Below are 25,474 nucleotides of genomic sequence, written 5' to 3' on the forward strand. Positions count from 1 at the left end.
AACTTTGTTTTATAAAAGTATTTTGGATGAAAGCGGTAGCCTATAGTATTAAGCCTTTTGAAAAAGAATATTTGGCGAAAGCCAATCAAAAGAAGCACGACATAACACTTATTTCCAACCCCCTGGGGCCGGATACGGTTATCTATGCCGAAGGGAAGGATGCGGTAATTGTTTTTACCAATGATGATGTATCTGCAACAGTTATTGAAAAACTGGCTGCCCTGGGAGTAAAGTTTATAGTAACCAGATCGGCCGGGACAGATCATATTGATAAAGATGCAGCAGCTATTTATGGTATAAAAGTAGCCAACGTGCCATCTTATTCCCCACAGGCAATTGCAGAACATTCCGTAGCAATGGCATTTGCCCTAAACCGGCAGGTAGTTAAGGCCGACCAGCATAGCCATGAATTTGATTTCAGAAACGATGGACTGATTGGCTTTAATTTTTCCGGAAAAGTGGTTGGACTGATTGGCTTAGGGAATACCGGGCAGGCAGCCGCATCGATATATCATGGTTTGGGATGCCAGGTAATAGGATATGATCCCTATTTTCCGAAGAATCTGCGCTATGTGAAACCTGCATCATTGGAGAATCTCCTAAGTACTGCCGATATCATTTCATTGCACATACCACTTACGCCGGATACCAAACATTTCGTCCAAAAAGCTACGCTTGATCAAATGAAAAATGGCGTGATGCTGATCAATACTTCAAGAGGTATGCTGGTTAATACCGTAGATGTGCTTAAAGCTATTGAAAGTAAAAAAATAGGCTATTTGGGGCTTGATGTATATGAGTTTGAAAAAGGTTTGTTTTTTGAAGATCATAAAAATGACCCCGTTAAAGATTCGTTATTAAAAAGTTTGATGAGCTATCCCAATGTTTTGATCACCCCTCATCAGGCCTATCTCACTAAAGAAGCCTTACAGGAAATTGCCGACCAGACCATTAAAAGCCTTGATCTTTGGCAATTGAACAAATGTGTTGGTAAAGCCTGCGCATGTGCACAGGAATGCAAAAAAAATCCAACTACAGAAAAGGTTATCCATTCTTAAGCTATGGAAAATATTAACAAGCAATTAGCCGATAAATATAATGTGGCTGTTCCGCGCTATACCAGTTATCCTACTATGCCGTATTGGGATAGTGACACTTTTAACACTTCACTCTGGAAACAATCTGTCAAATTTTCTTTTGACGAAAGCAACACTTCATCGGGAATTAGCCTTTATATACACCTCCCTTTTTGCGAAAATCTTTGCACTTATTGCGGGTGTAACACACGTATCACAAAAAATCACCGTGTAGAAAAGCCTTACATTGAAGCTGTTTTAAAAGAGTGGCAAATGTATTTGCAGGTATTTGAAGGTACGCCGGTGATTCGTGAAATACATCTTGGTGGTGGTACTCCAACATTTTTTAGCGCTGAAAATTTACATCAATTGGTTGATGGGCTGCTTCAAGGCGTTCACATTCATAAAGACGCTGCATTTAGTTTCGAAGCCCATCCGGCAAATACTACTGTTGATCATTTACAAACCTTGTTTGATCTTGGTTTTCGCCGATTAAGTTTAGGAATCCAGGATTTTGATCCAAAGGTACAGTTCATTATCAACAGGAGTCAATCCTTTGAGCAAGTATTGGCAGTAACGCAACAGGCCCGAAGAATTGGCTATACATCTATTAATTATGATTTGATTTATGGGCTCCCATTGCAAACATTAGAAGGTTTGATTAATACCATGAATATGGTTTCGGGCTTAAAGCCAGATAGGATCGCCTTTTACAGCTATGCACATGTACCATGGCTTAAGCCAGGGCAAAGGCGATTTACAGAAAATGATTTACCAAACCCGGATATGAAAAGTAAGTTACATGAAACGGGGCGAAACCAGCTCATTAGCTTTGGTTATAAGGAGATTGGTATGGATCATTTTGCTTTACCGGGAGATGAGTTATTGGAGGCCGAAACATCAGGTCATTTACATCGTAATTTTATGGGTTATACAAGCCAGCATACCCAATTATTGGTTGGGCTGGGGGTATCATCTATAAGCGATTCCTGGTATGCTTTTGCCCAAAATGTTAAAACAGTTGAAGAATACCTTGAACTTACAAAAAAAGGAGAGTTGCCTGTTTTTAAAGGCCATGTACTTACCAGCGAAGATCTTATTATACGCAAGCATATTTTAAATATAATGTGTAAGGGATATACTTATTGGATCCATTATTCAGAGCCATGTAAAGCCGTTTTTGAGGGGATGGAGAAGCTTCAGTCGCTTGAAGAAGATGGTTTAATTAAACTGGACTCGTTGGGTTTAAAGGTTACACCAAAAGGAAAACGTTTCCTGCGTAATATCTGTATGTGCCTGGATGCAAGGCTGTGGGCAGATAAGCCAGCCACCCAATTATTTAGCATGGCTGTTTAATTGCTCTAACTCCCGATCATTTATTAAACAAACCTTTAACGTTTCTGTAATAGCGTTTGACCGTGATCCGGAACACGTCATATATTAAAGTGTATATGAGTATGGTAACCGGTACAAAAAAAGAATAAAAGCTAAATGAGCGGAAAAGCCATGCACCACCCAACGCACCGCACATAAAGAAAAAAATAATGGCCATGCGTAACTTTATTCTTGGCTTTAATGCGTTATTTTCTTCGGGTTTATTTTGGATAAACTGAGCCAGTTCAATGCCCAGATCGGTAAATGTGCCGGTTAGGTGCGTTGTTCTGACCACCGAACCGGATACCATAGAAACAAGTGCATTTTGTAAGCCCATTGCAAAAAGCAGGCTGCCCGCAAATATTTCCTTTGCAACTAAGCTGTGGTCATATCTATACCCCAACAGGGCTACGCTGATAAGTATAGTTGCTTCAATCAATATTGGAATTACGTATGAATATTGTTGGTTTTTGCCGATCCTGGAAACAATTAAGCTTGATATGAAAGCTCCGGCCAAAAAAAGGAACATCCAAAGTGCAACTACCCTTGCAGTTCCCCAGTTTTGCAAAGCAATCTGCTCTGCAAATAATGCAGCATGACCGGTTACATTGGTAGTTAGAACACTAAATCCCAGGAACCCTGCTGCATTAACAAAGCCTGCAGTAATACCTAACAATGATGCCAGTTTTACATTATGCTGATAGGTTCTTTTTGTTCCCAGGTGTCTTAACATTCTTCAAAGTATTACCCAGTGGTATCGTGTTTAAGAAATTAAATATCAGTTAAAATAACAGGAAACTGTGTTTAATGGCAGGCATTAATTCCTGAGGATTGTTTAGCCGGGCTTAAATAGGGGATATCCAAATTAAGGCCACGCAAAACAAACCAAAGCCCAAGGCAAACCATGAGATAAGGCATTCCTTTATTAATACGGCGCCTTACAGCCGGACCGATAAAGCCAGAACTGACCGTCGCCAGCAACATGAGCGGAAATGTTCCCACACCAAACCAAAACATATATTGCGCAGAAGAAAATGGCGAAGAGGTATTAACAGCCCCGGCAAGGGCCAGGTAAACAAAACCACATGGAAGAAGGCCGTTTAACATTCCAATTGCTAAATGCCCTGCTTTGTGTTTCAATGCATAATTTATTAAGCGATTAACAGGCGCTAATATTTTAGGCATTAACCGGCTTTGCATAAGTTTTATTTTAAATAACCGTGAAAACCCAGCCATTATGATAAGTATACCTGTTAATATACTCACACTTTGCTGCAGGCCAGCCAACCAAAGTTGCTTACCAATAAAACCAATAAGTAATCCTAAAAACGAATAGGTGATAACACGGCCGGCATTGTAAATAAATTTATCTGTTGCTACAAGCCACCATCGCGCATGAAATGATGGTATAGCAAATGCAAGCGGGCCACACATTCCTATGCAGTGTACACTGCCAAATAAACCAATAAAGAAAGCTACCTGGTTACTGCTCATTTTATATCTACTTCCTGTTCGTATAAATAGGCTTTTTTATTACTTTGCCATTCCAATACTACCCTCCACCTGCCTTCTGTTAAGGCCCTGGCCGATATTTGTGTTACCAGGCCAGTATCAGTATTTAATTGAAATGTTTTATCTAGGGCCTCACTTGATGGCCTTATAAATTTAATATTCCCTTTGGCTGGTTCTGCAAAAGTGACGCTTACTTGCTTTTCGATAATGCTTATTAGCGGTCGGGCATGATCCTTTACCACTTGCTTTTCCTTATCAAAATCTTTATCAAAGTTTAAGCCTTTTTCATAATAATGATGGTCGTATTCGTCGGCCGGTAAAGCAAACATCTTTACGCACATTAATATAATAAACAGCATAAATAAACCCATGCCTATAATAATTCCTTTTCCCCAATTCATAATTTAATCATTTAATGGCCCAACAAATGTGGTGCTTACTGTTTTAATTACTTTTTTATTCACTACCAGGTTTATTTTAATATCCGTTTTTGGAGCGTGAATCTGCCGGGAAGGTACCAGGAGGAAAAAAACAGTTTTTACAGATCCGCCGGCGGCAACCTTGCCCGGTGCCTGGATATATCTTATCCCGATGGCCGGGTCGGCGGTTTGGAGCGTGATGTTCTTGTCCAGGTTTGATTTATTGATGATCTCGGCGTTATAAATATTACTGATAAAACCTCCCTTTTGCTCCTGGTACAGCATGCCGGCGCTGCGCATAACAGTAATATCCATATCTCCACGACTGAAAATAAAATAACTGAGCACGGTGATCAAAACAACGATGATACCGCTATAGCCAGCCATTCTACCTGTAAAAGATGGTTTTTGCTGTTTATGGATCATGTTTTCTGAGTAAAAACCGATGAGGTTAAGCGGCTTATGAATTTTTTCCATTACCTCGTTACACACATCGATACAGGCCGTACAGTTAATACACTCCATTTGTGTTCCCTGCCTTATATCTATCCCTGTGGGGCAAACAGACACACATAAACCACAATCCACACAGTCGCCTTTAGTATTAACAGGTTCAATAGTTCTGGATAATTTACCGCGTGGTTCGCCACGTACTTCGTCATAAGCAACAACAAGGGTGTCCTGGTCAAGTAATACTCCCTGAAGCCGTCCGTAAGGGCATATTACAGTGCAAACCAGCTCGCGTACCTGGCTATATACCAGGTAAAAAACAACGGTAAATATCCAGATGCTTAAAAATCCCGACCAATGCAGTTCAACAGGCTCTCTGATGATCTTGAACAATGTTTGGCTGCCAACCAGATAGGCCAGGAAAGTATTTGCAATAAGGAATGAAAAAATAACAAACAGGAGGTGTTTGGCTGTCTTTTTCCATATTTTTTCCTTGTTCCAGGGACCGGCATCTAACTTTTTTTGTTTGTTTGCATCGCCTTCTATCCAAACCTCTATTTTTCTGAAAAACATTTCCATAAAAATAGTTTGCGGACAGATCCAGCCACAAAAAATACGGCCGAAAGCGATTGTAAATAAAACAACACAAACTACAAAAACAAGGGTAGCCAATACAAACAGGAAGATATCCTGGGGCCAGAAAACCTGCCCCAGGATTACAAATTGCCTGTCGATAAAGTTTAGCATCAATAAAGGCTGCCCCTTTATTCTGATTAACGGACCTGTGAAAAACAGTATTAAGTATGCATAGCTAATCCATGAACGCCATTTATATAATTTACCTTTCCGTATCAGCGGATATATCCATTTACGCTTCTCTGTTTCTTTCCCTTCCAGTAATCCGTCCATGATCTGTATTTTAATTGTTAGATGCTAATTTGTTATCCGCATCTGATTCTTTAGTTCCCTGGGGTTCTTTAGCCCCAGCAGGCTTCGTTCCGTGTATAGATTTTATATAGTTAGCCACGTCGGATATCTGTTTGGGTGATAGTTGCTTTTCCCAGGTTGGCATGCCTTTTGCCAATACGCCATACTTAATTGTTTTAAACAAATCGTTTATTTTGCCGCCATGCAGCCAATAATCATCTGTAAGGTTTGGCCCAACACTGCCCTGCGCGTGGTCGCCATGGCAAGGTGCGCAAGTTGATTTAAAAATAGTTTGCCCAGACGCTATCACCGCGGGATCATGTACCAGTTTTACAGTGTTTTCGTCAACCCGGTTAGCAGCTTTGCTTAAAAATACCTTCTTTTCTATATCAGCCTGTACCATTTCTGTTTTATATTCTGCATATTGTAACTGCCCTGTTTTAAAAACATGGTAATTAAGCAAGTAGGCAACGCCAAAAACGATAGAGCCGTAAAACAAGTACATGAACCAGCCGGGTATTGGGTTATCCAATTCCTGTATGCCATCATAATCATGCGCTATCAGTATCTCATTTTCTTGTTCCATCGGCCTTAGGGAAAGCAGTTTTTGCCAAACCTCGGCTTTGGGTTTCTTTTCTTTTTTTGCAGGTTTCATTTCTGCAATGATTTGCTCTTCGGTATAGCCCTCATATTTAAAAATGATCCTGGTTAAAACTTTAAAAGTTTTCAGTAAAATCAACATAACTATGAGGAATAAAAGAAGCATAGTTACGATAGCCCCATAGCCGATGTAATTCATTATATCGGTAGGAATCAGGCTATCGCTTGCCGCCATAGCCGGTTGCATAAGCAATATTAAGGCTGAGGATATGATGATCCGGTGAAATTTCATGATTGGTAAGGTTGTTGTAAATCGGTTAAACTATCTTGTAGCGGTAAATCACTCATATGATCTACATGCGGTTTGCGAATACGGATAAGCATAACCGTTACTACAATAAAAAACACAAAGAATATCCCCAAAGAGAAAAGCAGGTAAGCCTGGTTTGCGTTAATGTTTTCTGTGAATTGCTTAAACATGATGTAATTATTTATTGGCTGTTTTATTTGCTTTGATATCTGTTCCCAAACGTTGCAGGTAAGCAATAATGGCGATGATCTCTTTGTTGCTTTTTACCTTGATGTGGTCCTGGTACAGGTTGTCTTTTATTTCTTTTGCCTGTTTATCCAGGTCCTGGTTAGCTATATTCTCGTATCCTACTGGATAGGGAACACCCAAAGTGCGCATGGCGTTTATTTTAACCCGGGTTGATGTGGTATCCAAATTTTGAGTTATCAGCCAATCGTAATTAGGCATGATACTTCCCGGCGACATCAGCCTCGGATCCATTAAGTGATTATAGTGCCAGGCGTTTCCATATTTCTGTCCTTCCCTGGCTAAATCCGGACCGGTACGTTTAGAACCCCAAAGAAATGGGTGGTCATAAACAAACTCGCCTGCTTTACTGTATTCACCATAACGCTCAGTTTCTGATCTGAAGGGACGTACCGTTTGTGAGTGGCAGTTTACGCAACCTTCTCTTATATAAAGATCCCGGCCCTGTAATTCAAGCGGCGTATAAGGCTTTACAGCAGCAATTGTTGGTATGTTTGATGATATGGTTAAGGTTGGCATCAGCTCAATAAAAGTTCCAACAAGGATAACAAGCAATGCGGCTATAAGCATCTGAATAGGTTTACGTTCAAGCCTGCGGTGCCAGCTGTTTTCTCTCGCAATGGTATGTACAGGCTCAAGGGGCATAGCCTGGGCTGCCTCATTAGCTACCAGTTTACCTTGTAAAGCGGTGCGCGTAAGATTATAGGCCATAACAATAACGCCTAACAGGTACATGGCGCCACCTGCAGAACGCATCATATGCATGGGCAGGATTTGCAAAGTAGTTTCCAAAAAGTTTGGATATTTCAGCATTCCCTCTGATGTAAATTCTTTTAACATCAGGCTTTGCGTAAAGCCGGCCCAATACATGGGTATGGCATAAAATAAAATACCCAGGGTGCCTATCCAGAAATGGAAAGAAGCCATTTTTTTAGAGAACAGTTCTGTTTTATATATACGGGGGATAAGCCAGTATAAAATGGCAAAGGTGAGGAAGCCGTTCCAGCCCAGGGCGCCAACGTGAACGTGCGCGATGATCCAATCGCTGAAGTGAGCAATGCCGTTAACCTGTTTCAAAGAAAGCATTGGTCCTTCAAAGGTGGCCATACCATAAGCGGTTAAGCCAACAACCATGAATTTTAAAATAACATCATCCCTTACTTTGTCCCATGAACCACGAAGGGTAAGCAATCCGTTGATCATACCACCCCAGCTTGGGGCTATAAGCATAATAGAAAATGCGACACCTAAAGATTGTGCCCAACCCGGTAAGGTAGTATATAATAAGTGGTGGGGGCCTGCCCAGATATAAATGAAGATAAGGGCCCAAAAGTGCAGAATACTTAATTTATAAGAGTAGATAGGACGATTAGCCATTTTGGGCAAAAAGTAGTACATCATGCCCAGGTATGGGGTAGTTAAGAAAAACGCAACCGCGTTATGGCCATACCACCATTGTACCAGGGCATCCTGAACGCCGGCATAAACCATATAGCTTTTAAAACCTGATACCGGAAGCTCAAATGAGTTAACAATATGTAAAACAGCAATGGTAATAAATGTGGCAATGTAAAACCAAATGGCTACGTACAAATGTCTTTCCCTGCGTTTAAATATCGTTCCAAACATATTGATGCCAAAAATTACCCAGATAATGGTGATGGCAATGTCAATAGGCCATTCAAGTTCGGCGTATTCATGTGAGGTGGTAAATCCTAATGGCAGTGTAATTACGGCCGAAACAATGATGAGTTGCCAGCCCCAGAAATGGATCTGGCTTAAAGCATCACTAAACATGCGTGCCTTAAGCAGGCGTTGTAAGGAGTAGTAAACTCCCATAAAAATGGCGTTACCAACAAATGCGAAAATAACCGCATTGGTGTGAAGAGGGCGGATACGTCCATAGGTTGTATACTGGTTACCCATGTTGGCGGCAGGATGGTAAAGCTGAATGGCTACAATTAAGCCTACAGTCATTCCAATAATACCCCAGATTACGGTAGCGATACCAAAATTCCGGACGATCTTGTTGTCATAATAAAAATTTTCGGGCTGCATAAAATGTTGTCTTTTTCTGGTTGTAAAACTATTGAGGAGTGGCGGGTGACAGAATGATGACAGTTGGCTTTAAAGGTGATCGTAGTCACTTTTTATCCTCATCTGGATGTTCATCATCCAGTAAAATGCGAATGGAGGGCGTATACAGGTCATCATTTTGCCCGCTGCGCTGTGCCCATAAAAAGGCACTTAAAAATCCAAGGGCCAGCAATACGCTGCAGCCGATGAGGAAATAAATGATGCTCATATTAATTTTCTTCTTTTTGCTGTAAAATGTGTGGCCAGTGTGGTAAAGGATATTATGGTAACGGTACTCAATGGCATCAGTACAGCAGCTATAAGCGGGGAGAGGCGCCCTGTTACCGCGTAACTTAAACCGATAATGTTATATGTTAAGGAGATGAGGAAGGACAGGTGGATAATGTTAACCGTATCTTTTGAAAAACGAAGAAATGCCGGTAATTTATCAAATGAACGTCCATCCAGGATGGCATCGCTCCCGGGCGAAAAGTTATTTACATTATCGGTTACAGCAACTCCAAGGTCACTTTGCTTAAGTGCTCCCGAGTCATTCAGTCCATCACCTAACATCATCACTTTATGCCCTTTTTGCTGAAGATTCTGGATCATATCAAGCTTTTGTTGAGGCGACTGATTAAAATGCATCCTGGAATCATCATGAAAAAAATGGATCAGTTCATTCCTTTCATGATTCTGATCTCCCGAAAGCAGGAACAGCTGGTAATCTGGCGATAGTGAACTGATCTTCTCCATACCATCACGATACTCATGAGCAAATCCAAAATAGCCCAGGTAATAGCCGTCGATCATTAAATGAACGCGCGTTATTTGCTTTGTATCTATGTAATACCCAAAAATGAGGTCGCCACTTCCAATATGAAGCTGGTGCCCTGCAATGTTGGCGTTAATGCCCTTGCCTGGTATTTCTATATATTCATTTACCGGTAATTTCCTCATGTCGCCTAAAAATTGGCATATCATTCGGCTTAAAGGATGAATGGAATTTGAGCAGGCGCTATACACCATTTGCTTTTGTACATCAGATAATTCTCCGCTCAATTCAATCCGTTTGCTGTTGCCGGTGGTTATGGTTCCTGTTTTATCCATTACCAGGGTATCAATACGGGCCAGTTGCTCTACTACAGCTGTGTTTTTCAGGTAGAAAAGGTTGCGATCGAAAATACTCAGCGCGGCCGACATGGTGAAAGGTGTGCTTAAGGCAAGCGCACACGGGCATGCAACAATTAACACCGCAGTAAAGGCATCTATTCCTCTTCTGAAATTAAACGGAAGCCAAGCCATCAGCGAGCCAATGGCAATTATAATTAATACAATAGTGAAATATTTGCTAACCGTTTCATTAAAGGTTTTCATGCGGTTATCCTGCTTGCGGGTAAACGCTTCATTGTTCCATAGTTGGGTGAGGTAACTCTGTGATACAGGTTTAACAACTTCCAATTCTATTGCTTCGCCGGTTTGGCGGCCACCGGCGTAAATTATCTCGCCCAATGTTTTATTAACGGGTACAGCTTCTCCTGTAACAAAGCTAAAATCTATCAATGCCTTGCCTTTTAAAAGAATGGCATCTGCGGGAATGATCTCATTATGACGGATCACCATGCGATGCCCGGTTACTAACTGGGCAAGCGGGATAGGCTTTTCAATTTCATCAGTTAAAACCTGAACAGCAACCGGAAAAAAGGACCTGTAATCTCTTTCGAACGAGATATGGTGATAGGTTTTTTGTTGCACAAATTTGCCTACCAGTAAAAAAAATACAAGCCCGCAAAGGGTATCTGCAAAGCCTGCACCGGTATGTGTTAATATTTCTGCCACTGTACGTGCAAAAAGCACCGCGATACCAAGGGCCAAGGGAAAGTCAATATTCAGTATTTTGCTTTTTAAATTTGTCCAGGCTGAAATGAAATAGCCGCGGCCACTGAAAAATACCACCGGTAACGCAAAAAGTATATTTAAATACCCAAAGAACTGTTTAAAGCTGTGTTCATATACCGAGAGCCCAAAGTATTCAGGAAAGCTAAGAAGCATTACGTTACCAAAACAAAACCCCGCTACAGCTATTTTTTGAACAAGGTTACCTTTATCTGCCTTGTTTTGTTTTTTTATGATATCCTGCAGACTGATGAGCGGTTCATAGCCTATATCATAAAGAAGCTCTACCAATTGCTGTAAACCGAGCTGTTGGTGATCAAAACGCACAACCAACTGTTTTTTCAAAAAATCAACCCTTGAATAATGGATAGCAGGATTGAACCTGTTTAGCTGCTCAAGTAGCCAAAGGCAGGAGCTGCAATGTATGTGTGGTATATAAAAGGTGATGAGGGAGATGTGATCATCTGTGTAGTCAAGTAGTTCTTTTAAAATCGAGGGTTCACTCAAATAATCAAACCGTTTATCAATTCTTGCCCTGGTGGCGCCCGGATGATCATTGTAGTTATAGTAGCTGCAAAGGCCGCTATCTGCTAATATTTCATAAACGCTTTTACAGCCGTGGCAGCAAAATTGCTTTTCATCAATACTAAATGATGTGGTTAAACATTCATCACCGCAATGGTAGCAGGTTGTTTTTGCAATTGTAGGGGCTTCCGTCATTTTGTTAAATTTGGGTTGCTCAAAAATGAACTTTCAGCAGTTCACACAGAATGATGCGTGTTGTGTAAAAAAGTGATCTCGATCACCTTTTTGATTAATTGACGGTGTACATTTCATCCTGCCACCTTTCATTTCAACACCCCATCGGCATTTTTAGCAAATCCAGATCACCAGGATAACGATAAGCACCGTAGTGTTTCTGCCCCCTATAGATTATATATGATGAAAGTTTTCCCAACAAATGACTTTCATCATTTATTGCAGCTGCCTTACCCTATAGTTTTGCGGCTTATTAGTTTAAATGGAAATACCAGAGATTTTAAATGTAACTATTGTTGAAGCCCATTTAACGCATCCTGGCGTATTTGAAAGGTTTGGCGCACTTAAGCAAGGATCATCATTTGTAATTCAGAATGATCTCAAACCATATATTAACTATCACAGCCTAAAATATATACTATTATGAGTCATACATTTCACATCCCGGTTTTAGGATTGGGTTACTCCATTGATACCCCTTTAAAGGTTGCCCGTTATGGCATTTCATCAGTTATGTCAATTGTAGATGATGAACTGATTGAAAGGATACGCGGATATCACACACAGCTTAATGGCTGGGTATATGTTCCTATCCTAAAAAAAGAGGAGGACTATCGTGCTAAACGAATAACTGCTTATCTTGATTTGGTTGCCAACCTGGTTGATAAACAGTTTGAAGAATTGAAGCAGCTGCCTTTTGAAACAGGTAATGATCTGTGCAGGTATTTTGAATTATTACCCGAAAGCGCGCGTTTAAAACAAGGCTATGATTTGATGATGGATTATCCTGAAGGAAATCAAAAACAGTTTTTTCAGGAATTGCTTAAGAAAGAAATGACCAAGGGTGCCATCGACGTTAATATCATGTCGAAGGTTGATAAAATGAATTATACCGTTCAGGGAGAATCAACGGGCGAGCAGAACACAGATGCGCTTGCTGCTCTTCGTGGGTTTGCTAAGAGCAAGCTTACATCCTCTGTGATTCTATCTGCCGGTATGAACCCGAGGTTATACAGCTACCTGGAAACATTTAATGATTTCTTGCCCAATGAGCACGGAACAATCAATAAAAAAGTTATTTTGAAAGTGAGTGATTTCCGTTCGGCATTTATACAGGCTAAATTCCTGGCCAAAAAGGGTTTGTGGGTATCTGAATTCCGGGTAGAATCAGGACTTAACTGTGGAGGTCATGCCTTTGCTACTGAAGGTTTTTTGTTAGGACCGATTCTGGAAGAATTTAAGCAAAAGCGACAGGAAATGGTGAACGAGTTATTCCAAAGCTATCAATCAGCCCTGCTTGAAAAAGGAATTATTTGCGCTGTATCTCCTAAACAAAAATTAAGTGTGCAGGGAGGGATAGGTACAGCACAGGAAAATAGGTTTTTGATTGAACATTATCAATTAGACGCCACGGGTTGGGGTAGTCCGTTTTTATTGGTTCCCGAAGTTACCAATGTGGATAAAGGTACACTCGCGCAGCTGGAGCATGCTGTAGAAAGTGATTTCTATTTGAGCGGTTCTTCACCGCTGGGTATACTTTTCAATAACTTTAAAAATAGTACTGCCGAGGTTCAACGGCTTAAGCGTCTTGAAAACGGAAGGCCAGGCAGCCCCTGCATAAAAAAATATCTTAGTACCAATACAGAGTTTACCGAAAAACCTATATGTACGGCATCCAGGGAATATCAAAACCTGAAAATACAGCAACTGCAAACCTTGGATCTACCCCAGGCAGAACATGATAGGCAATACCAAACAATTACTGAGAAAATTTGCCTATGTGAAGGGTTGTGCGCATCCGCCTATCTCAAGTATGATCTGTTGAAACCGAGAGAAAATAAGGCTGTGGCTATTTGTCCGGGTCCAAATCTGGCGTATTTCTCCGGAATCTATTCTCTTGAGGACATGATAAAACATATTTATGGGGCAACAGACCTGCTTGGTAAAATTAAACGGCCACATATGTTTATAAAAGAGTTAAACCTTTATATTGATTATCTTCAAACCGATATCCAAGCTCAACTTAAAGATGTTACAGACAAGAAAAAGAAACAACTTTCTAAATTTAAACTACAGCTGCAAGAGGGGATTAATTACTATAAGGCACTTTTTACGGAATCAACTAATCAAACCTCACAGCTATTACAGGAATGGGTACATGAATTAACCACTTCAGAGAAAGAATTAAGTGGAATAAATATCTAAATTGAAGTAAATTAACAACACAAAAAAGAGGCAGTCGCATTATATGAAGACTGCCTTTTTTATAAACGGAGAGAGAAGGTTCTTTTTTGGTTGATTTTTAAGTAAAAATTAGGTTGATGTAGAGTGTTTTATCTGGTTTTCTTAAATGCTTCCTATTTCCCGGGCTAATATTTATTTTAGGTTCATTTTAAACCCGTATATTGAAATGCCAATATTAATATTTATATGGAATCAAAGGGGCAGCAAAAGAAATCAAAAAACAAATTTTTAAAATTCCTTACAATTTTAGGTCCGGGACTTACTACAGGCGCCGCTGATGATGATCCGTCCGGCATTGCAACGTATTCCCAAACTGGCGCACAATTCGGGTATGGGCAATTATGGACAGCGCTGTATATGTTGCCGTTTATGACTGCCGTTCAGGAAGCATGTGCACGTATTGGTTTGGTAACAGGTAAAGGTATTTGCGCCGTTGTTAAAGCACATTATAGTAAATCTGTTTTATATGCCGTGGTGGGTTTGGTAGTGGTAGCAAATACAATAAATATAGGGGCCGATATTGGTGCCATGGCATCCGCAGCACAATTGTTATTTCCGGCGCCATTTGTTGTTTTAACCCTGGTATTTACGATAGTTATTCTTTTATTAGAAATATTTACCAATTACAAAACCTATTCAAAAATATTGAAATGGTTGTCCATTGCTTTACTGGCTTACCCTTTAACATTATTTATAGTTCATCAACCCTGGGGAACTGTTTTAAGAGCGAGTATTGTACCTCACTTTGAGTTTAGTTTCAGTTTTTTATTTATAATAACTGGTGTTTTAGGTACTACCATATCTCCTTATATGTTTTTTTGGGAGGCGTCCCAGGAAGTGGAAGAACAACAGGCAGAAGGCCGAATATTTCATAACAAGCCCCAGGTTAGCTGGTCACATATCAGCAGAATGAGAATAGACAATAATTTTGGTATGCTTTTTTCTGAATTTGCTACCTGGAGTATTATTGTTGTAGGAGCAACGGTACTTCATAAAAGTGGTGTAACTGATGTTAAAACTGCCGCTGATGCTGCAAGGGCTTTGGAGCCTTTGGTTCATAGTTTTCCAAATGCAGGTTTTTTGGCCAAACTGATATTTTCTGTTGGCATTATTGGGTTGGGTTTATTAGCTGTTCCCGTGCTTTCGGGTTCTGCAGCGTATGCCGTTTGCGAAGCATTTGAATGGAAATCAGGCTTGAACTTAAAATTCAGGAGGGCGCCCGCGTTCTATTCGGTAATCTGCATTGCCACGATGATTGGCTTATTAATTAATTTTATTGGTATCGATCCGGTAAAGGCCCTTGTTTATGCGGCAGTGTTAAATGGCGTTGCAGCTGTACCTTTACTATTTCTGATTATAAGGATTGCGGGCAGTAAAGAAATTATGGGGCAATATAAAAACCAATGGCTTTCCAATACCCTGCTTTGGGTTACGTTTTTAGCAATGGGAGCCGCAGCGGTTGCCATGTTCTATACCATATTTAAGTAACTCAGTAGTTTGGTTTTTAGGGTGTTAATAAATGGAAAGTGATTTCAATTAATCACTTTCCATTTATTAGTTTTGCCATTCCAAACGCGGCACCGGCTGCTAATGCGCCAATAACAACCACTTTTAATGCACCACCTAAAGCTGGTTGCCCTGTTAGTTTACTTTTAAAATAACCAAAAACAAACAGGCAAATTAAAGTTACTATGCAAGAGTAATTTAAAGCCTCCTGAGCATTATCAATTATGAGGTAAGGCGATAAAGGAATAATTCCTCCTGCTATATAAGAAAATCCTATAGTTAAGGCGCTTTTTGATGCGCGGTTGGCGTTTGGCTCTTCCAAACCGAGTTCATACCTCATCATAAAGTCAACCCACTTCTTTTTATCTTTAGATAGTTCCTCAGCAATTTCATCTTGCAAATGCTTCGACAGGCCAAATTCTGCAAAAACTTCTTTTACTTCTGCTTTTTCCTGTTCAGGCACTGTCTCCACTTCGTTATATTCTCGTTTAAGTTCAGAGTTATAGTGATCCACCTCGGTACGGCCTGCTAAAAAGCCTCCCAGCCCCATCGCTATCGAACCTGCAACTATTTCGGCAATGCCGGCAGTTACTACCAGCCCCGAAGAACTAATAGCCCCGCTAAGCCCTGCTGCTAAGGCAAAAGGAACGGTTAAACCATCCGACATGCCTATAACAACATCCCTGATGATTTCTGAACTGGTAACATGATGTTCTTTATGCATTTTGATAATATTAATAGTTTGACTTTTAGAATGTGCGTTTAAGATAAAATATTAAAAACAAACATGAACAAAGCAATCCAATTATTTAAATGCAGGTTTATAATGTCAGTGTATTATGCCCATTCTCAATGATTTTTTGAAGTGAATTATTGGAGGACTTTTTAAAACGTTCGCAAAGATTTAAACTTAATTATAGATAGAAAGGTTATATATTAAGTTTTTAAGATGTAGATGAATACAAGTACCGATCAAAATAAATCTGAAAAAGTAGGATTAGCACTGTCAGGTGGTGGAATAAGAGCCGTAGCCCATTTAGGTGTTATACAAGCCCTAACCGAGTATGGAATTAAATTCTCACATATCTCCGGTACAAGCGCCGGAGCAATTGCCGCGGCTTTTTTTGCTGAAGGTTATGCTCCGAAAGAAATTTTACAGATGATTAAGGATACCAGCCTGCTCAGATTGTTGCGCCCCTCACTTGGCCACGCCGGTTTAATATCTATATTAAAGGCCCGTTACCTGATAAAAAAATATATTCCACATAATTCCTTTCAAAAACTCAAAATTTCAGTGACTATTACTGCTGTAGATTTGGGTGAGGGGAAGCTGGTTTATTTTACTGATGGCGAGCTTGATATGGCAGTTTTAGCCTCGTGCTGTTTGCCTGGTATTTTTAAACCCATAATAATTGACCATCATATGTATGTAGATGGCGGAATACTAAATAATCTCCCGGTTGAACCATTGATAGGCATTTGCGACCTGATTATTGGCTCATCTTGTAATCATTTGCCTACAGTTACAGAAATTAAATCTTTTGGGAGCCTGATTGACAGGGCTGCTATGATCTTGATAAACTCCACCCTTAATACACATAAAATTTTGTGTGATGTGGTGATTGAGCCGCATTGGTTGGGCGGCTACGGAATATTTGATACCAACGCTGCCGAAGAAATTTACATGATTGGCTATGAAGAAGGCTTGAAAACAATTAAAGGGAACGAAAAGCTGAAAACATATTGTGCGAAATAAAATAGACTGATAGTTGAACCGCTTTGGTTAACTATTTTATTTTTAGATAGTGTAAGTATTTGAAAAGCGAAAAAAGGCTTTAGGAGAATGTTTTGATGTTAGTTTCGGCAGCTTTGTGAAAGGAATATTGAATAATTGGAAATTAAGATGCTTATTACGCAAATAATTCCGCCAATTTCGCCAAACGCATTATTTTAAATTTTATTGTCATTAGCACACTTATTTTACATAAATAAACTACATTTGAATATATAGTTTCTGTACAGAAAGCTTGATCCTTTATAAACCGGTTATTCATATTAATGAGAAGATTTTTATTTACTCTTGTAGGAGTTACAGCCTTTTTCTTTAGTTTTTCGCAGAGCCTATTTACAAAAAAAGTAATGAAATATTCATTGAAAGATGGACTTTCATTCGGGATAATAAATGGTATAACTCAGGATAATAAAGGATTTGTGTGGTTTGCCACTGGTGATGGTTTAAATCGGTTTGATGGTACAAATTTTAAAGTGTTTAAATTTGAACCTAATAATCCTTATAGCCTGCCTAGTAACTATGTTCAAACTATATATAAGGATACACAAGGACATATCTGGATATCATCCAGACGGGGAATTTATCAATTTGATACCAACAGAGAGCGTTTTATAAAATTGAACCCGCCTGGTGTTCAATCCAATTATTTAAACAACGTAAACAGCATTTTTGAAAATAAGAAGAACCAATTATGGTTCTCTTGCGGTGCTTCCGGATTCTCATCCTATAACATAAAGACCAGTCAGTTTAAAAGTTACACTAAAAAGGAATTGCCAGGTTTGTTGGGTGATTTATCAGTTATTAATGTGGTTGAAGATACCTACGGTCTATTATGGGTGGGTACGCGCGATGGTGGGCTCAATGTATTTAGCACACGGAATGGAGGCGTTTTCAAAAATTTAAATAATCAGTTCCCAATTAGTCAGGTCCCTCAAGGACTGATCACCTGTATCTATGAAGATCATAATCATGATATGTGGATAGCTACCAGCAAAGGATTAGCTCTTTACAGAAGAAAAGAGAATGAATTTCATGTTTTTTTAGGATCTGATTATAAGTTAAGAAGTAATTATTTTTATTCTCTTTTAGAGGATGATCACAAAAATCTGCTTGTCGGACTTCAGGATGGAGGTTTGTATAATATAGATCTTGAAAAGGCAGAAAAATCATCATACAAGAATATAACTATTGATCCGGTGAAATCGGAAGATAGCTATAATATTACCGTCCGTACTATTCAAACCTTATTTCTGGACCGGGATAAAAATATCTGGGCCGGAACCTACGGTGATGGTATTTACTTACTAAGTAGCGTCCCTGAAAAGTTTAAAAAATTTCAAAATAAATTAACAGATGCTTATGGTAGCAGTTTCTTAAGATATTATGGAATGTGCATTGATGATGAAGGTTATTTGTGGATGGGTACCGACGGTGATGGAATATATAAGAAAAAGCTAAATGGTGAAGTTGTAAAATATTATAGGGCAAACGGAAAAACCGGCTCATTAACCAGTAATAATATACTTTGTGCCTATAAAGATCATTCAAATACATTATGGTTTGGTTCTTATTCACACGGACTTTTCAGATATGATAAAAAAAACGATTCATTTACTAATTTCATTCATAAAGCAAATGACCCATCAAGCATCGGTTTAAACGATGTAAGAGTGATTCTCGGAGATTCAAAAAATAACTTATGGATTGGTACAAATGGAGGCGGACTAAGTTTATTATCTGCGGGCAGCAATAAATTTGTCAATTACAATCCCCAGAATAGTAATATTAGTTCAGATTATATTCGCGCGCTTTCGGAGGATAAATATGGTAATCTTTTTATAGGGACATATGCCTCTGGCCTCAAATATTATATAAAAGATCAAAATAAGTTTGTTACCTATTTTAGTAAGGCCCAGGTTGAAAAGTTTTTGCCAAGCCACTTCATATACTCTTTGTATTTAGATGAAAAAGAGAATCTCTATATAGGTACAGAAGGAGACGGACTTGTTTTATATGATATCAAAAATAAACAGTTTAAGAGGTATACCGAAAAAGATGGATTGGCAGATAATACCGTAAATGCAATACAAAAAGATGAGGCAGGCGATATTTGGATAAGCACCAACAAAGGCTTATCAAGGATTGATGTACATACCAACAAAATTATTAATTATGATAGCTCGGATGGGTTACAAACTGGCCAATTTAACCCGGGTTCGTCAATGTATTGCGCTAAAAACAAGTTTATGGTTTTTGGCGGTACCGAAGGCTATAACGTTTTCTATCCTGCAACAGTTAAGCAAAATCTGTTTAAACCCAAAGTTTTAATAACAGGCCTTCAGTTGTTTGGTAAAGAGGTTGAAGTGGGCCAAAAGGATAGCATATTAAGTGAAGTTATTGAGGAGTCAAATAATATTACGCTAAACCCCGATCAATCGGTTTTTTCTATCCAATATGTAGCGCTAAATTATGCTTATGCCGAAAAAAGCCAATTCACCTATAAATTGGTTGGATTAGAAAAAAATTGGAATAGTGTAAAGAATCAAAAATCAGTTACTTACCGCTACCTCCCGGCGGGTGACTATGAATTTAAAGTTAAAGCAGCTAATCAGGATGGTATCTGGTTTGAAAACTATGCTACCTTAAAAATAAAAATATTACCTCCCTGGTATAAAACCTGGTGGGCTTATTTAAGCTATTTATTTATAGTAGCCACGCTTATTTATTACTATTTACTGTATCGGAGTAACCAGGCTAAGTTGAAATATGAAGTAAAAATAGCCCACATGTCTGCCGAAAATGAAAAGGAGCTTAATGAACGTAAATTATCCTTTTTTACAAATATCTCCCATGAGTTTCGTACGCCACTTACTTTAATCATAAATCCCGTTAAAGAATTACTGTTTAATCCCGAAGAAAAAGAGATAGAAAGAGGTAACTTGAATATTGTTTTTCGTAATGCACGCCGGCTATTAAGTTTAGTTGATCAATTATTGTTATTCAGAAAAGCGGAAAGTGAATCTGATGGGCTTAAAATTGTAAGGCTAAATATTGTAAATCTAAGTAAAGAAGTTTTCTTGTGCTTCAGCCATCAGGCAAAAAGCAAAAATATATCGTTTGATTTTGTTTCAGACACCGATGCGATAGAAGTATTTGCTGATAGGGAAAAGATAGAAATTGTTTTATTTAATTTAATATCAAATGCATTTAAGTTTACGCCAGATTATGGGAAAGTAAGTTGCTGTATTTCTCAAACTGAATCTTCGGTTAACATTGAAATAAAAGATACCGGGTGTGGAATAGCCGAAAATATTGGTGAACAATTATTTAATAAATTTTACCAGGTACAAAATGAAATGCCTTTAAACGGGGGATTTGGTATAGGCCTGTATCTTGTAAAAAAGTTTATCGATAATCATAAGGGAAATGTTACTTATCATAGTACAAGCAGAGAAGGAACCACGTTCAGGATAAGCTTGTTGAAAGGTAAAGAGCATTTGGCGGCTAATTATATTTTTGAAGATGTTGCAGAAACCTCCGTTTTTTTGGATGAGCTTACTGATGGTCATGAGTGGATACCCGCGAATAATAGAAATTTAGCTGCGGTAAAGAGCAAAAAAGCCGAGCCTTATAATCTTGAATCAAAATCAATGCTGATTGTGGAAGATAACGCAGAGATCAGAGCCTATTTAAAGCAAATTTTTTCTGCAGAGTTTGAAATTTTTGAAGCAGTGAACGGTTCAGAGGGATTAGATATGGTATATCAATTTTTGCCGGATATTATTATCAGTGATGTGATGATGCAGGGATTAACTGGTATAGAGTTATGCAGCAGAGTTAAAGAAGATCCGGCACTAAATCATATCCCGGTTTTGTTATTAACTGCAAGCTCATCACCCGAAATTAAGCTTAAAGGAATAGAAGGTGGGGCTGATGATTATATAAGTAAACCGTTTGAACGGGAATTACTTGTTGCCCGGGTTAATGGCCTGCTCAAGAGCAAAAATAACCTTCAGAAATATTTTTATAACGAGATCACTTTAAAATCAAATGACCTTAAGGTTCCGCCTGATTATAAAGAATTTTTAGCGGCCTGTATAAAAGTAGTGGAGGATAACCTGGGTGATAAGGATTTTTGCATCAAAACCCTGGCAGATACAATAGGAATGAGCCATTCTAATCTTTATAAAAAGATCAGAGCTATTTCAGGCCAATCTGCCAATGGGTTTATAAGATTTATACGACTTAGAAAAGCTGCTGAAATGTTTCTTAATACTAATTGTACTGTTTCTGAAGCCGCTTACAACGTGGGTATTAATGACCCTAAATATTTTAGAGAACAGTTTAGTAAACTGTTTGAAATGAATCCCTCCGAATATGTCAAAAAATTCCGTGCTCCTTTTCATGCTAATATTACCAGGAACGCAGTTAAATTGAAAACAGGGAAATTTTAATTTAACTATAGGGTAAAAGTCTGCACATCGGTAAAAAAAACTCCATTTTACCAATTACCCCCTTAAGTTGTATGAGTTTACCCCTCATTAACAATCTTTATTTTACTCATCTTAGTGCTGCCAAGTATAAATGTAAAACCCACATTTATTTTATTGAAGAGAAAGTATATGATAATATTAAGTTATTAAACGCTGGTTTAACAACTATAATATTGTCATGAAATGTGGGAATTTCAAGGCTGATCTTATTAATAGATTAATAAGGGGAGCAACCGGGTGATAGTATTATTTATTGTTATTAATGATAATACGGCTGGATATGCTTCTTAAATGTTTGCTGCACTGAACCAATTTTTAATTTATTATAAACCTCAAAACGCTAAATGGAAAAAAAACAAACTTAAGAAACCCGCAAACAGGGGTGGATTATAAGAATAATTAGCTCCTAAATTATCTCGCTTTTATAGTGTGCATTAAATATTAATTAATTAAATAAGATAATATGGAATACAATTTACATAAGACTGTAAACTTGTTAAGGGTCTTTAAAATTGCGCTGAGTCAAATATTAATAGCTTTAATATTTGCTGGTCTGTCATACGCCGGCGTAGCAAAAATCGAAAAAACAAAATTTACAAAAACAAACGGGGGGGGGATCAAAGAAAACGCCCCGATAAAAATTTCGGGAAAAGTAGTTGATCAAACAACAGGCGAAACGCTGGTTGGCGTATCAATATTGATCAAGGGTACAAACACGGGGAGTGTAACGGACGCAAACGGAAAATTTACAATTACGGCTGCCGATAATGCTATATTAGTTGTATCGTATATTGGCTATAACACTTCGGAAGTGCCTGTAGGTGGTAGAAGTGTTTTAACTATTAAATTACAGTCATCATCCAAAGGATTAAATGAGGTTGTGGTTGTTGGTTATGGTGTACAAAAAAAGGTAACCGTTACCGGGTCTGTAACGTCTGTTAAAGGGGACGAATTAGTAAAATCGCCTGCTGTTAACCTTTCTAACTCAATTGCCGGGCGCATGCCGGGCGTTGTTGCCACAAATGCAAGCGGCGAACCTGGTTACGATGGTTCAACCATCCTCATCCGCGGTAGAAATACCCTGGGCAATAACGATCCATTGGTTGTTATAGATGGAGTTCCGTCACCTGCAGGGCAAAACAACATCGATCGTATAAACCCTGCTGATGTTGAAAGTATTTCGGTGTTGAAAGACGCCTCGGCAGCTATTTATGGCGCCAGGGCTGCAAATGGTGTTATTTTGATTACTACCAAGCATGGTAAAACAGGAAAACCCGATCTTTCTTATACCTATAACAAAGGATGGGGACGGCCTACAACTATACCTAAAATGGCTAATTCAACCGAATATGCTACTCTGGTTAACGAAATAGACCTGTATGGTTTGCCTTCAAATTATTGGGGCGCTGCTTCTACCGCACTTAAAACAGTGGGAAAATTTACCCGGCCGGATAATGGGGCTACGACAACGGCTACCTTTCAGCCAGCCGATTTCCAAAAATTCGCTGACGGTTCTGATCCCTGGGGGCACCCTAATACCGATTGGTTTAAAGCAACAATAAAAGACTGGTCTCCTCAATCACGTCAAAACATTCAATTATCGGGCGGTTCTGAAAATATCAAGTACCTTACCTCAATAGGTTACCAAAACCAGGATGGATATTATAAAAACTCGGCAACGGGCTATAAGCAATATGATTTCCGCTTAAACGTTGATGCAAAGGTTAATAAATATATCAACACTTGGGTAGGGGTTGCAGGTCGCCAGGAAAACCGTTTTTTCCCGGACGGAGGAGGTGCAAATGATATATTCAGGATGTTGATGCGTGGTTATCCATACAGGCCGGCTTATTGGCCAAATGGCTTACCGGGCCCCGATATTGAAAATGGCCAGCAACCTGTATTGATTACTACTAACCAAACTGGTTATGCTAAAGATACCAGGTATTATGTACAAACAAACGGTAAATTGGAAATCTCAATCCCCGGTGTAGAAGGATTAAAAGTTACCGGAAATGTTGCTTTGGATAAATACATGCAACAAACCAAGAATTGGCAAACACCATGGTATGTGTACAGTTGGGATAATGTTACCAAAGATGCAAGTGGCACCCCAGTACTTACCAAAGTAGCCCGCGGTCCGGCACAGGCAAATCTTAGTCAGGGATCTGATGATCAGCTGAGTAGTTTGCTTGAGGGTATAATAAGTTACAACCACAGCTTCGGCAGCCATAACATTTTATTGCTTGCGGGTGTAACCAAAGAAAAATCAAACGATAGCCAATTTGGTGCCAACCGTAAATATTTCAACTCAATAGCTATCGATCAGTTAAATTGGGGTGGCAACTCAGAGATAGGGAATTACGGTACTGCATGGCAAAAAGCACGTTTAAATTATTTTGGCCGTGTTAATTATAACTATAAAGAAAAATACCTGGTTGAGTTTTTATGGCGGGTAGATGGTTCTTATATGTTTCCCGATACTCACCGTTTTGGTTTCTTCCCGGGGATATCTGGCGGTTGGAGAATTTCGGAAGAGAATTTCTTTAAAAATAACGTAAAATTCTTTCAAAATTTGAAATTGCGTGGGTCATGGGGACAAATGGGTAACGATTATATTGTTAAACCAGGCACCAATACCTTATCAGAATATGCTTATCTGCCATTATACAACGTTGGCTCATACATCATAAACGGTGCGCCTGCCCAAACATTGTCAGAAAATGTGGCTCCAAACCCCAATTTCACCTGGGAGGTTGCCAACAATACCAATGTGGCATTGGAAGGTACTACATTAAACGGAAAATTGGATTTTACATTTGAGGCATTTTTAAACAAACGCACCCAGATATTGTTAGGTCAGCTTGGTTCTGTGCCTGCAACAGCAATACCGGGGGGACTGTTACCTCCTGTAAATTACGGAAAAGTGACCAATAAAGGATATGAGTTTCAATTGGGTTACCACGACAGGATTGGTGAGGTAAGGTATAACATAGGTGTTAACGGCGGATATACCAAAAACCGGATTGACAAATGGGACGAAGCTCCCGGAGCACCAGCCTGGCAAAGATCTACCGGACAATCTATAGGTTCTCAGCTTTATTACGTGTATGATGGCATATTTTCTACCCAGGCAGAAGCCGACGCTTATAACAACGGCCCTAATAAGGGTGGGTACAGCAGCGTAGGTGCCAGTATAATTCGTCCTGGTGACATGAAGTATAAAGATTTGCATGGTAAAAAAGATGCCAATGGTAACGATATTGGGCCGGATGGCAAAATTAACGGAGATGACCGCGTGTGGAGTAATAAAAGCACGCTGCCTACTTTCCAGGGTGGTTTTAATTTTGGAGTACAATATAAAAACTTTGACCTGACTGTTTTATTCCAGGGTGCAGCAGGTGGGCAACTCTTCCTGCAAACAGAGTCAGGAACTATTGGTAACTTCCTGCAATATAGCTATGATCATCGTTGGACGGTTGATAACCAAAGTACAAAAGACCCACGTACGGTTGATAGAAATAACCAGTATTATTCAAGTGGAAATACTTATTGGTTGCTTAATACGAATTATATCAGGCTTAAAAATGCCGAATTGGGTTACACTGTCCCGGTAGCGTTAACCTCAAAAATTGGTATCAGTAATTTGCGCCTATACGTTAATGGCCTTAACCTGCTTACATTCTCTAAACAAAAAATATTTGACCCTGAAGCAACCAGTTCATCTGGTCAGTATTATATACAGTCAAAAGTTATGAATATGGGCGTGAGTGTAAAATTTTAATTTGAACGAT

General features: G+C 39.1%; 17 protein-coding genes. 7 read left to right on the plus strand and 10 right to left on the minus strand.

Annotated features, from left to right (window positions below; all coding sequences use genetic code 11):
* The first annotated feature begins 26 nt into the window (after positions 1-26).
* Both Q0R88_RS02885 and hemN read left to right on the plus strand, forming a co-directional pair.
* On the plus strand, positions 27-1,058 hold the full coding sequence (locus Q0R88_RS02885; RefSeq protein ID WP_295711962.1) for a 2-hydroxyacid dehydrogenase: 1,032 nt from the start codon (positions 27-29) through the stop codon (positions 1,056-1,058).
* A 3-nt stretch (positions 1,059-1,061) separates the two neighbouring features.
* On the plus strand, positions 1,062-2,432 hold the full coding sequence (gene hemN, locus Q0R88_RS02890) for an oxygen-independent coproporphyrinogen III oxidase (protein WP_295711964.1): 1,371 nt from the start codon (positions 1,062-1,064) through the stop codon (positions 2,430-2,432).
* A gap of 16 nt (positions 2,433-2,448) precedes the next feature.
* On the opposite strand, the gene Q0R88_RS02895 is transcribed toward hemN, so the two are convergent.
* The 9 genes from Q0R88_RS02895 to Q0R88_RS02935 form a co-directional block, all read right to left on the minus strand.
* Complete coding sequence (locus tag Q0R88_RS02895; protein ID WP_295711966.1) at positions 2,449-3,183, minus strand: YoaK family protein; 735 nt, start codon at positions 3,181-3,183, stop codon at positions 2,449-2,451.
* 71 nt (positions 3,184-3,254) lie between these two features.
* The gene (locus Q0R88_RS02900; RefSeq protein ID WP_295711968.1) at positions 3,255-3,944 is read right to left on the minus strand and encodes a sulfite exporter TauE/SafE family protein; all 690 of its coding nucleotides are present in this window, start codon (positions 3,942-3,944) and stop codon (positions 3,255-3,257) included.
* Positions 3,941-4,363, minus strand: a complete 423-nt coding sequence (locus Q0R88_RS02905) for a FixH family protein (protein WP_295711970.1) — start codon at positions 4,361-4,363, stop codon at positions 3,941-3,943. The genes Q0R88_RS02900 and Q0R88_RS02905 overlap by 4 nt, the downstream gene beginning before the upstream one ends.
* 3 nt (positions 4,364-4,366) lie before the next feature.
* Entirely contained in the window at positions 4,367-5,740 is a 1,374-nt protein-coding gene (gene ccoG / locus Q0R88_RS02910; RefSeq protein ID WP_295711972.1) for a cytochrome c oxidase accessory protein CcoG, read from the minus strand.
* Between the two features lie 10 nt (positions 5,741-5,750).
* A complete protein-coding gene (locus tag Q0R88_RS02915) occupies positions 5,751-6,650 on the minus strand; it encodes a cbb3-type cytochrome c oxidase N-terminal domain-containing protein (protein ID WP_295711974.1) in 900 nt (299 codons plus the stop codon).
* Positions 6,647-6,838: a hypothetical protein gene (locus Q0R88_RS02920; protein WP_295711976.1), complete on the minus strand. Its 192-nt coding sequence runs from the start codon at positions 6,836-6,838 to the stop codon at positions 6,647-6,649. Before Q0R88_RS02920 ends, Q0R88_RS02915 begins: the two co-directional genes overlap by 4 nt.
* A gap of 7 nt (positions 6,839-6,845) precedes the next feature.
* Entirely contained in the window at positions 6,846-8,972 is a 2,127-nt protein-coding gene (gene ccoN / locus Q0R88_RS02925; protein ID WP_295711978.1) for a cytochrome-c oxidase, cbb3-type subunit I, read from the minus strand.
* Positions 8,973-9,057: 85 nt separating this feature from the next.
* Positions 9,058-9,219 (minus strand): cbb3-type cytochrome oxidase assembly protein CcoS, encoded by a 162-nt coding sequence (gene ccoS, locus Q0R88_RS02930; RefSeq protein WP_295711981.1) that lies wholly within the window; start codon positions 9,217-9,219, stop codon positions 9,058-9,060.
* Positions 9,216-11,606 carry a heavy metal translocating P-type ATPase metal-binding domain-containing protein gene (locus Q0R88_RS02935; protein ID WP_295711984.1) on the minus strand — a complete coding sequence of 797 codons (2,391 nt, stop codon included), beginning with the start codon at positions 11,604-11,606 and terminating at the stop codon, positions 9,216-9,218. The genes ccoS and Q0R88_RS02935 overlap by 4 nt, the downstream gene beginning before the upstream one ends.
* 462 nt (positions 11,607-12,068) lie before the next feature.
* Between Q0R88_RS02935 and Q0R88_RS02940 the strand changes: the two genes are divergently transcribed.
* Together Q0R88_RS02940 and Q0R88_RS02945 are read left to right on the plus strand one after the other, a co-directional pair.
* Entirely contained in the window at positions 12,069-13,850 is a 1,782-nt protein-coding gene (locus Q0R88_RS02940; RefSeq protein WP_295711987.1) for a hypothetical protein, read from the plus strand.
* 225 nt (positions 13,851-14,075) lie between these two features.
* Positions 14,076-15,377 (plus strand): divalent metal cation transporter, encoded by a 1,302-nt coding sequence (locus Q0R88_RS02945; RefSeq protein ID WP_295711990.1) that lies wholly within the window; start codon positions 14,076-14,078, stop codon positions 15,375-15,377.
* A gap of 52 nt (positions 15,378-15,429) precedes the next feature.
* Here Q0R88_RS02945 and Q0R88_RS02950 read toward each other — a convergent pair whose 3' ends face one another.
* Complete coding sequence (locus Q0R88_RS02950) at positions 15,430-16,119, minus strand: VIT1/CCC1 transporter family protein (protein ID WP_295711993.1); 690 nt, start codon at positions 16,117-16,119, stop codon at positions 15,430-15,432.
* A 231-nt stretch (positions 16,120-16,350) separates the two neighbouring features.
* Between Q0R88_RS02950 and Q0R88_RS02955 the strand changes: the two genes are divergently transcribed.
* The 3 genes from Q0R88_RS02955 to Q0R88_RS02965 all read left to right on the plus strand — a co-directional run bounded on the left by Q0R88_RS02955 (position 16,351) and on the right by Q0R88_RS02965 (position 25,464).
* Complete coding sequence (locus tag Q0R88_RS02955) at positions 16,351-17,151, plus strand: patatin-like phospholipase family protein (RefSeq protein ID WP_295711996.1); 801 nt, start codon at positions 16,351-16,353, stop codon at positions 17,149-17,151.
* A 383-nt stretch (positions 17,152-17,534) separates the two neighbouring features.
* Complete coding sequence (locus Q0R88_RS02960) at positions 17,535-21,641, plus strand: hybrid sensor histidine kinase/response regulator transcription factor (RefSeq protein ID WP_295711998.1); 4,107 nt, start codon at positions 17,535-17,537, stop codon at positions 21,639-21,641.
* A gap of 502 nt (positions 21,642-22,143) precedes the next feature.
* Positions 22,144-25,464 (plus strand): TonB-dependent receptor, encoded by a 3,321-nt coding sequence (locus Q0R88_RS02965; protein ID WP_295712001.1) that lies wholly within the window; start codon positions 22,144-22,146, stop codon positions 25,462-25,464.
* Positions 25,465-25,474: the final 10 nt, after the last annotated feature.

The sequence above is a fragment of the Mucilaginibacter sp. genome, assembly GCF_025362475.1.
Lineage (GTDB): Bacteria > Bacteroidota > Bacteroidia > Sphingobacteriales > Sphingobacteriaceae > Mucilaginibacter.